This is a genomic window from Streptomyces sp. CA189 (assembly GCF_056428985.1).
Window position 1 is genome coordinate 1 of the sequence record NZ_JBWJVM010000142.1, and the last position, 9,817, is coordinate 9,817.

At 68.3% G+C, this 9,817-nt stretch carries 9 protein-coding genes and 1 pseudogene; 6 read left to right on the forward strand and 4 right to left on the reverse strand.

Annotated features, from left to right (window positions below; all coding sequences use genetic code 11):
* Positions 1-369: 369 nt before the first annotated feature.
* Positions 370-672 (reverse strand): hypothetical protein, encoded by a 303-nt coding sequence (locus AC061S_RS43690; protein WP_478691449.1) that lies wholly within the window; start codon positions 670-672, stop codon positions 370-372.
* A 639-nt stretch (positions 673-1,311) separates the two neighbouring features.
* Here AC061S_RS43690 and AC061S_RS43695 point away from each other — a divergent pair.
* Positions 1,312-1,752 (forward strand): hypothetical protein, encoded by a 441-nt coding sequence (locus tag AC061S_RS43695; RefSeq protein WP_478691450.1) that lies wholly within the window; start codon positions 1,312-1,314, stop codon positions 1,750-1,752.
* A gap of 37 nt (positions 1,753-1,789) precedes the next feature.
* Here AC061S_RS43695 and AC061S_RS43700 read toward each other — a convergent pair whose 3' ends face one another.
* A complete protein-coding gene (locus tag AC061S_RS43700; RefSeq protein ID WP_478691451.1) occupies positions 1,790-2,839 on the reverse strand; it encodes a chymotrypsin family serine protease in 1,050 nt (349 codons plus the stop codon).
* 722 nt (positions 2,840-3,561) lie between these two features.
* Here AC061S_RS43700 and AC061S_RS43705 point away from each other — a divergent pair.
* The 5 genes and pseudogenes from AC061S_RS43705 (at position 3,562) to AC061S_RS43725 (ending at position 7,157) form a co-directional block, all read left to right on the forward strand.
* Positions 3,562-4,827, forward strand: coding sequence for a calcium-binding protein (locus tag AC061S_RS43705; RefSeq protein WP_478691452.1), 1,266 nt, complete (start codon positions 3,562-3,564; stop codon positions 4,825-4,827).
* 171 nt (positions 4,828-4,998) lie between these two features.
* On the forward strand, positions 4,999-5,349 hold the full coding sequence (locus AC061S_RS43710; protein WP_478691453.1) for a VOC family protein: 351 nt from the start codon (positions 4,999-5,001) through the stop codon (positions 5,347-5,349).
* Positions 5,350-5,598: 249 nt separating this feature from the next.
* Entirely contained in the window at positions 5,599-5,856 is a 258-nt protein-coding gene (locus AC061S_RS43715; RefSeq protein ID WP_478691454.1) for a hypothetical protein, read from the forward strand.
* A gap of 308 nt (positions 5,857-6,164) precedes the next feature.
* Positions 6,165-6,285: pseudogene (locus tag AC061S_RS43720) on the forward strand (IS5-like element IS4811 family transposase); the annotation flags it as partial.
* A gap of 128 nt (positions 6,286-6,413) precedes the next feature.
* The gene (locus tag AC061S_RS43725) at positions 6,414-7,157 is read left to right on the forward strand and encodes a DDE-type integrase/transposase/recombinase (protein WP_478691455.1); all 744 of its coding nucleotides are present in this window, start codon (positions 6,414-6,416) and stop codon (positions 7,155-7,157) included.
* Between the two features lie 97 nt (positions 7,158-7,254).
* Here the strand turns inward: AC061S_RS43725 and istB are convergent, their stop codons facing one another.
* Both istB and istA read right to left on the reverse strand, forming a co-directional pair.
* Positions 7,255-8,046, reverse strand: coding sequence for an IS21-like element helper ATPase IstB (gene istB, locus AC061S_RS43730; RefSeq protein WP_266795039.1), 792 nt, complete (start codon positions 8,044-8,046; stop codon positions 7,255-7,257).
* Positions 8,046-9,572 carry an IS21 family transposase gene (gene istA / locus AC061S_RS43735; RefSeq protein WP_478691456.1) on the reverse strand — a complete coding sequence of 509 codons (1,527 nt, stop codon included), beginning with the start codon at positions 9,570-9,572 and terminating at the stop codon, positions 8,046-8,048. The genes istB and istA overlap by 1 nt, the downstream gene beginning before the upstream one ends.
* Between the last annotated feature and the right edge of the window lie 245 nt (positions 9,573-9,817).

Sequence of the window (9,817 nt, forward strand, 5' to 3'; positions counted from 1 at the left end):
CCGCCGCCTCCACGGTGAGATAGGCCACGTCCCACCCGTCGAGTACGAGACCGCCTACTACCTCACGACCACAAAACCGCAGGTCACAACCAACAACTGAGATCTCTACCGAACCCGGAACGGTTCACTCCAGAGCCTGCTGAGCTGCTGGACCGGCATCTGCACCACCTGCCACCGCCCCCTACCCACACCAACCGGCAGACGCCTCTCAGCAAGACCCAGATCGACCTAACGGAGTCCTACTAGTGCGTTGTCTACGAACGCAGCCAACCGACTCCACTGCAACGGGCCAGGTCAGGGGCTACTGCGTTGGTTTTTCGGCGAGTACGGGACAACAGCCACCAGCTTCGTGAGCATGGGCCGCCGCAGTCACTCCTTCCTCGTCGCCGTGGCGATCCGGTCGGCGTAAGTGCGGTACGCCTTGCGCCCGGCAGGGGCGGAGCCGTCGCCGGCGAGGGCGGCGCACTGCTTCAGCACGGCCCGCTGGAGCGCGGACGGGGCGGTGACGCGCACCGAGTAGCCCTGCCCGCGGCGGATCGTCCGGCCACCGCGCAGCGCTTCGCGGATCTCGGCGACATCGGTGGCCTTGAGGTGCTCGGCGAGGAGGCCGGGCACGTCGATGACGTGCGGGTGCTCGGGCGCCTGTTCCTGGTTCTCGACCTCGGCGGGCACGCCGCCGAGGTCCTCCAGGGGGGGTCAGAAGTACGCCGGAAACGTGCCGTAGCCCGGGGAGAACGGTGAGCTTGCCGTCGCTACTGCGCTGATCCGTCGCTGGGCGTGCTCCCATTCGCCCAAGCTACGGCGGTCGCGAGGTCGGGGCGGTGCCGGCGGGGAGGTACGCGAAGTCCTCCCATTCCTCCGAGACGCGCGGCTCATCGGAGCGGAGATGGGCGCCGTCGTGCACGGGACGGTGTCGCCGGAAGATGTCCCTCGGCGGACGGTGCCGCTTGTCGTACGGCGCGTGCGGGTCGTCGGCGCGGGGAGACCGACGCGGTCCATGCAGCGCCGGTGTGATCGCGGTCAGCCGCACGGGTGGCCCGGAGGAACTTCTGCCTTCGACCCGCCGTATGCCTGTCAGGGTGGACGCGAACCTCTCCGAGACAAGGAAACTTCATACGTCACGGCCCTGCCGCGTCCAAGGATCAAGAAGGTCGGACCCCGGGAGGGGAGGTGGCCATGTCAGATAGCCGAAAGTGTGCCATCGGGAGGGCGATGCTCGTGCTCGCTGTGGTCCTTGCCGTCGGCGGGTGCGGTTCCGGCGCCTCGGGTGGAGCGTCGGAGGTGGAGACCTCGACGAAGGAGCAGGTGACCATGGGTCCTGAGCCGGCCCCCGGCATTACTGTCCTTGAGTGCGGGAGGCCGTTCCGGCCGCCGGCCGGCGGCGTGCTGGCCCTGACCGGGCGGTTCCCTGTCGCCGCGTCGGCCGGCGAGCGGGTGGTCGACGGTACGGTCGAGGCCACGAGCCGGGTGGCGGTGCGGGGTGTGGCAGCCCCGCGCGCCGAGGTGTTCCTGGTCCGGCACGGCCGTGTCGCGACCGTGCCGGTGCCGCAGGATTTGATGGGGGTCCGCTGGGATCTGGGCCCGGGGGAGGTCAGGCGTATGCCTGGCGAGGCGGCGCTCGTGTCCTGCGTTCCGGGCGCCGGGCCCGTGGGTCCCGGGGCCTACGAGCTGTACGTGAGGGTGGTGCTCACCCCGGATGACGGGGTGAGCGTGGAGTCGTTCGGCGGGCCGTGGCCCCTGGAGGTGCGGTGATGTGCGTGGCCGGGGACCGCGGGTGCGGGCTGGTGTGTCAGCCGGTCACGATGTTGACGCCGAGGGTGGGGGCTACCACGGTCCATGGCTGGGCGTAGCCGGTGGTGGTGCTGCCTGCGATGACGTGTCCTCGGATCCAGGCGCCGGAGCTGTTCTTGGCGTAGAAGGGGCTGCCGGAGTCACCGCCTTGCGGCAGGGTGCCGCCCTGGAAGACGATGACGGGTGACTTGCAGCCGGTTTGTGTGCATACCTGTCCGTTGATGCTGGTTGCCGTGTGACCACAGTGTTCGCCGGTGGTCCGGCCGCTGTGGCAGTAGTCGTTGTAGCCCTCGTAGGCGGTGCCGGCCGAGACCACGGGGATGTTGGTGCTGCTGTTGATGTCGCCGGTGAAGATACGGCCCGAGTAGGACTGGCCGCCGCTGAGCTCCATGTCCACGGGCTCGTTGGTGACCGTGGGCAGGCGCCGGTTGGAGACGGTGCCGTAGAGGTACCTGCCGGACTCGGTATAGACGGTGGCGCCGTTGGCGAAGCAGTGGCCGGCGGTGACCATGAACCTGGTTCCGGCGGAGTTCTGCACGGCGTAGCCGGAGGAGCACAGGGCGCCTCCGTCGGTGATGCCGCCGCCGCCGTAGAACGGCGGGGAGTCGTCCCGGCGGCTGAACACGTCGGGCGTGGTCGTCTTGCGCACCTGCATCTGGCTGACCACTTGGTCCTGGTCGGGCGCCGCGTCGGACAGGTCGCTCAGCGTGGACACCAGGCTGTCCGGCGCGTCGGTTTCGAGGACGATGTTCCCGGTGGCCTGGTCCACGTAGCTGGCGAAGGTGTACTTGGTGTCGTTCGTGGCGACGTAATGGGCGATCCGTTCCTGGATCGTCGCCAGCGCCGCCTTCGTGGCGGGCGACGGGTCGACCTTGGCACGGGCGGCCCGGTCCGGCGCCAGGCTCTCGTCCTTGGCCGCTACCGCCGCGGTGGGCTCCTTCTCCTTGTCGAAGCCCGACGCACCTTGCGCCGGGCCGGCGCTCAGACCTGTCAGAGCGGCGATGACGACGATGGCCGCGCCGACCAGGGTTGTCTTCGTCTTGGGCATGTTGAATCCTCCTGTGCGTACCCACGGCCCAGTGCCGTGGCCTGGTGATCTGAGGGACCGGCAGCAGAGACGCCCTGGCGTCGGCACGCACGCTCACCGGACGGCGGGCAGCGCGATGGCATGCTGAAGCCCGGCAATCGAGCGTTCGACGACCCAGCGGCGAGGCAGACGGCGAACCCGCTGGTGTTCCGGGGCGGAGGTGCGCACCATCCACCCCGGAGTGTGCCCCCGCTTGACGCCGGACATGATCAACGCCATGCCGGAGTCACTCGTTCCGGCGAGGGGACGCATCCCATGGACGTGCTTGAGATGCGGTCACCGTCGTGCCGCCGCCTGCGGTAACAGAGCGAGCCGGGCGGTGGCTTCAAGACGGCGAGTTCGTCGTTTCTGGCGGAGGCTCGACGGCCTGTTTCAACAAGCCGGTCCGGCACTTTGCCCCGGGTCCGCCCATGTACGTCTCGTGGCCGAAGCCGGGCGGCCGTCCACCGGCGGAACCGCGTCCGGAGACGATCATACATACAGGACCAAACTCGCCCAATTAGTTGATATATGGATTCTTTCCGTGCCAACCCGGACATCAACCGGGCGCGAGGTCGATCGAACCTCAAGATGCGGAGCGATGATGAGACTTCTACTGGGCCGGGCGTGTGTGCTCGGCGGGCTCGTGCTGGGCCAACTCGTCCTGTTCCCCGGCGCAGCGCATGCCGCGACCGGGGGTCAGCGTGAGCGGCAGCACCCTCAACGTGAACGCGGCCGCGAACGTCGCCAACGACATCACCATCACCCGCTCCAGTCCCGGCGCCCTGCGCATCCATGACGCGGCAGACACGGTCACACCCGGGAACGGCTGCACCCAAGTCCCGGGCGACCCGCGCACGGTGCAGTGCTCAAGCGCCGGCATCACCCGGATCGTCGCGCGGGCGGGCAACGGCAACGACATCCTCAAGAAGGACGCCGAGACTCCGGCCTCGCTGATCGGCGAGGTCGGCGACGACACCATCGAAGCCGGGCCCAACCAGGGCGGGAGCGGAGTCAACAACCTCTTCGGCGGCGACGGAACGGACACCCTCAAGGGCGGCGAGAACACCGACGTCCTCGACGGCGGCACCGGCAGCGACTCCTTCAGCGGCGGGGGCGGCACCGACACCGCCGACTACCGCTCCCGCACCGCCGACATCGCCGTCTCCCTCGACGGCGACGCACACGACGGCGAGGCGGGAGAAGGCGACAACGTCTCCTCGGACGTGGAGAACATCCTCGCGGGCTCCGGCGACGACGCCCTGATCGGCAGCGCTGACAACAACGTCCTCACCGGCGGCAGCGGCAACGACATCCTCAACGGAATGGGCGGCAACGACACCGCCGACTACGGCACGGCCGCTGACGGCCGGGACGAATTCGCCGGCGGACCCGGCACCGACACCGCCTCCTACGGTCGCCGCACCGCGGCGGTCAACGTCTCCCTCGACAGCATCGCCAACGACGGCGGCTCCGGCGAAGGCGACAACAACCGTACGGACGTGGAGAACACCATCGGCGGGGCAGGAGGCGACACCCTCACCGGCAGCGGCGCGAGCAACCGCCTCACCGGCCGGGCCGGCAACGACACCCTGAACGGGATGGGCGGCGACGACACCGCCGACTACGGCACCGCGGCCGACGGCGACGACACCTTCAACGGAGGCGCGGGCACCGAGGACCACGCCTGGTACGCCGGCCGTACGACATCGACCAGCGTCAGCCTCGACAACACCGCGGACGACGGCGCCACCGGCGAGCAGGACAACAACGGGACCGACGTCGAGAACGCCACCGGCGGCTCGGCCGGCGACCACCTGGTCGGCAACGCCTCCCTTAACAGCCTCTTCGGCCGTGCCGGCTTCGACACCCTCGACACGCGCGACGGCAGGCCCGGGGACGAACTCGACGGCGGCGGCTCCCCGAACACCTGCCTCTACGACTCAGGAGACAGCCCGACCAACTGCTGACCACCCACATCGCTCACACGCTGCATCTCCCGGCCACCACGACCGGCGAGATGCAGCGTCACATCTCAAACAGGCCGGCCGATCCGAACCAGGTGCAGCCTTATGGGTGAGGTTCCTGCTGGTTGCGAGTGGAAGCGGCGCGGACGCCCGGCTGCTCGGTAGCGTCAGAGCGTGATCAATGGCGCCCACGTAGTGATCTACAGCCAGGACGCGGAAGCGGACCGCGCGTTCTTCCAGGACGTTCTGCGCTTTCCCCACATCGACGCCGGTGACGGTTGGCTGATCTTCAAACTGCCACCGGCAGAGATCGCCGTGCATCCCATCGAGGGACCAGAGTCGCACGAGTTCTTCCTGATGTGCGACGACGTCGAGACCACGAGGGAGGAACTGATCGCGAAGGGCGTGGAGTTCACACAGCCGGTCAGCGATGAGGGCTGGGGGCTGATGACGGTACTCAAGCTGCCCGGGGGCGGCGACCTCGGACTCTACGAACCGCGGCATCAAAGAGCGCATGACCTGTGAAGCAGCGCGCGGCGGATCCGGGCTCCCGAGAGTGGTGATCCCCAACCCTATTCCGGGTGCCACGCCCGGCTATGCGACCCAGCATTCGGCACCTGGACACGTGCCCTGCAGCGGCCATTCAGGTGAACTCCGGGGCGGCCGCGCTCGTGTCACGGGCCGGGCAGACCCGTCCGCCCCCGCCGTCCCTTCTGATGGGACAGGCTGCCCCGCCGCAGCCGGCACCCCGCATCCTAGGAGGCCCGGTCAGGCATGACGCACCCCGCATGCATCGACGTCCACCAGCACCTGATCCCGCCGGACCGCAGCCGCGCTGTCGCCGACCGCGTCACGGCCCTCGGCTGGCCCGCGCCCGCATCGGACGAACAGAGCGCGATCGAAATGATGGACCGACGGTCGATCGCCATAGCGCTCGACCGCCGCGGTGTACGACGCCGGAGCGGCGGACAGGGGTACGACTCGGGCCCGCGGCACACGCATCGCACTCCCGGCTCCCAGCTCGGTCACTAGTTCGATCGTCACGCCGCCCCGCCCTTCCGGCGCTGCCGACTGGGCCGCCATCACCCTCATGACCCGCCGCATCACCCAAAAAGGGCCCCCAAACCGACCATCGCCACGGCAGCCTGAGAGGTCCTGCAGGCCGGTCGTCAGGTCATGCGCAGGGCCCCACGGCTGCTGTGTGACGGCTGTGGGGCCCTGCGCGCCTCGATGCAGATCTTTGGAGGCGGTTGTTCAACGACCGTGAGGGTGGTGGGTTCCGGGTGACGCGCGATGTCTGTCGCGGGTTCTTGAAGACTGACCCCTAGGAGACTTCCGAGAGATGGGCCGCGGCCGGCGTCGTCGGGCAGAGCCGCGGTTACCTGCGCGAACGCATCCTCCGTGACATGGGCAATGCCCCGCGGGTGGTCGCCACGGTCATCGACTCCCAGAGCGTTCCCAGAACGACACCCGTGAGCTCGGACCAGCGGCCCTGTTCCTCACGACTCCAGGGCTGTCGGCGTACACGTGAGCGTCGTCCCCAGACTCGTACGGATGAAAAGGGACAGTTGCTGATGCGGTGAGACCTGGTGATCGGCACTCTGCTGCTTGGTCGATACGGGCGGCGGAGGGGACTGGCAGTGGTCTTGGATCCGCAGCGGTGGCTGGAGCTTCGGCGCTTTCGTGGCCTGTTGGAGTCCGGGGCGATGAGCTTGTCGGAGATCGCCAGGGAGACCGGGCTGGACCGCAAGACGGTCCGAAAGTACCTCTCGGCACCGGGGCCGGCGACTCCTCCAAGCCGGTCGCCGAGCGGTCGGCGGGTGAGGGTGATCGACGAGTTCGGGCCGCTGATCGACTCGATGCTCAGGGCCGAGGTGCTGATGAAGGCCGCGGTCATCCACGAGCGGAGGGCCCAGGAGTACGGCTTCACCGGCAACTATCAGCGAGTCAAGCTCTACGTTCAGACGGCCCGGCCCAGAATCGCCGAGGAACTGGGGATCACGCCCAAGGAACTGGCTGGGATGCACCGCCGGTTCGAGGTGATCCCCGGCGCCCAGGCCCAGGTCGACTGGGGCGATGAGGGAAAGATCCTCGCCCACATGGGGATTGCGAAGGTCTACTCCTTCCACATGACGCTCTCGTATTCGCGAGACCCGTTCTGCTGCTTCACCACCAGCCAGGACCTGCAGACGTTCTTCGACTGCCACCGCCGTGCATTCACCCACTTCGGTGGTGCCCCGATGACGATCGTCTACGACCGGACCAAGACCGTCGTCCGACGGCACGTCGCTCCTGGCCAGGCGGTCCCGCTGCATCCCTGTCAATGGCCTTGAAGTGCTCCCCGTAGGCGGCCAGGGTTTCGCCCCACTGACGGCCTGCGAGATCTCCCCAACGGCGGCCAGATAATTCCCCGCCGTGGTGAGTGTGTGATCAGCTGAAGGGCTTGACTCCCTGTCCGGAGGTGGCCTGGGTGAGCCGGAAGCTGTCACCCTGAGTGACCACGATGTGGGCGTGGTGCATGAGTCGGTCGACGGTCGCGGTGGCCAGCGTCTTGGGCATGATCTCGTCGAATCCTGATGGGTGGAGGTTGCTGCTGACCGCGAGCGCGCGTCGTTCGTAGGCGGCATCGACCAGGCGGTAGAAGCCTTCGGCGGCGTCGGGGCTGACGGGCAGCAGGCCGATGTCGTCGACGATGATCAGGTCGGAGCGGATCACCCGTGTCAGGGCCTTGGCGATGGAATCGTCGGCCCGGTGGCGGCGGACGAGGGCGCCGAGGTCTTCGATGGAGAACCAGGCGACGGCCATCCCGGCCTCGACGGCGGCCTGTCCCAGAGCCTCGCACCAATGGCTTTTCCCGGTCCCAGAGGGCCCGACCACACAGAGGTTCTCCCTGCGTTGGACCCACTCGAGGGTCTTGATGGAGTCCTGGGTGGCGCGAGGGATAGAGGATGCCTGCTCGTCCCAGTCGCCGAACGTCTTCCCGGCGGGGAATCCGGCGCGCTTGCGGCGGGTATGCAGGTTCGCGCGGTCACGGCCGGCGGCCTCTTCGGAGAGGAGAACGCGTACGACTTCCGCGGGGTCCCACCTCTGGGCCTTCGCGGTGGGGATCACATCGGTCAACGCCTTGCGGATGTGCGGGAGTTTGAGCCGCTTGGTCAGCTCGATGGCCTCGGCGAGCTGGTCGCCGCTGGAGCCGGAAACGGTGCGGAGTGGGGTGGCCATCAGAGGGTGTCGCCTTCGTCGTCGATCTCGAGCGGGATGGTGCCGAAGCGGGACCAGGCGGAGGTGCCGGGCTGCAGGCTGTGGGTTTCGCTGGCTCGGGTGACCTCGACGCTCTCGCGGCCGACCTGGTAGTCGAGGATGGAGATCAGGTCCTTCTCGGCGAACCGGCCGGTGACCGCGGCGGTGCCAAGCGCCCGGTCGACCTCGGCGGTGGAGTAGAGCTTGGAGAAGGCGACGGCCTCGGCCATCTTCGCCTTGACCTTGCGGGTGCCAGCGGTGGCGGCCTCGACCAGCCAGGCAGCGGCGCCAGGGCCGAGCATCAAGAACGCGGCCTCCTCGGCGCTGGTCGCCTTCGGGGTGCGGTCGCCTTCCTTGTTCTCCCGCGGCGGGTAGTGGGTGTCGTCCAGGACCGGAGTCCCGGACGATCCGCGCGGGTGGCGGGCCACCTCGCGGGCATGCCCGTCCACGGTGTCGACCGCGGTGACGATCAGCTCGTCACCGTGGAAACGGGCCCAGACCCGGGTGTCGATCAGCTCGTGCGGAACCGAGTAGCGCACGGCCTCGACCGAGATCGTGGAGTCCCAGCAGACCCGCCGGGTAGTGCCGAACGCAACCGTGAAGGGCTGCTTGGGCAGCGGATGCAGGCGGGTTCGTTCCTCGGCGAGCATCTCGATGGGGCGGCGCTTGGTCTCGCGGTGGACCCGGTTGTTGACCTCCTCGCAGAAGGTGCGGCAGGCCGACTCCAGGGCGGCGAAGTTGCGGTACTCCTCAAGGAGGTTGACGTCTTTGGGGACCAGGTCGGCCTTGGCGATGCGGACGGTCGCCTCCGATCCGCCCTTGGTTTCGGGGTCCGCCGGCAGACAGGTACGTATCGTCATGCCGTAGTGGCGGGCGACCTCGACGATCTCGGGGTTGCGGACCGCGATCCCGGCGATGTGGTCGGTGGTGACCGTCTTCTCATTGTCGGTCAGCGCGTAGGCCGGGACTCCGCCGATTCGCCGCAGCGTCGCGTCCAGACACGCGGTGATCGTCGGCAGCGTCTTGTCCCAAACGGGGATCACGACGCGGAACCGCGACCAGGCCACCCACGCGCACCACAGCGACGTGCGTCGTCCGCCGATCTGCGGGCCCTCGCCCCAGTCCCATTGCAGCCATAGCCCCGGCTCGGTGATCCACGGCCGATAGACCCGCCGCTGACCGGCCCTGAACTGGGTTTTTGCCTCCGCGACCGTGCGGCGGGTGGTGCGTTCCCCGCCCGTGAAGCCCATCGCGGTGATCCTTTTGTGGACCACGTCCGCGCGGATCCGCCCGTTCGAGCGGACCACCAGCTCTTCGATCTTCGGCAGGAACACGTCGATCGCCCGGTCGCGGTGCCGGCGGGCGTCGGGGTGCTGTCCTGCGGCCCGCATCTTCACATATCGGGCCACCGTGTGGTGGTCGCACCCGGCGAGCTCGGCCGCCGAACGGTAACTGCCCGTGAGGTCGTATGCCTCAAGGATTTCCATGATCTCCCTGCTGTTCTTCACCCGCTCGAGCTTCGCCGACCGGGTACGTCTGGGGCGAGCGGGGAGAAAACCTGGCCATCCGCGGGGAAACCCCTGGCCATCAGTGGGGCCGTAAATGGCCGCCTATGGGGAGTATGTCGGCTCTGTCGCGAGTTCCGTGAAACTCGAGATGTTGATCTCTGTAGGTCGTGATCATGCCGGGTGTCCGTCGCTGATCTTCTCGCCGTTTTGTTCCCGCACTTCGCCCGTCTGCACATCGAGTTTGT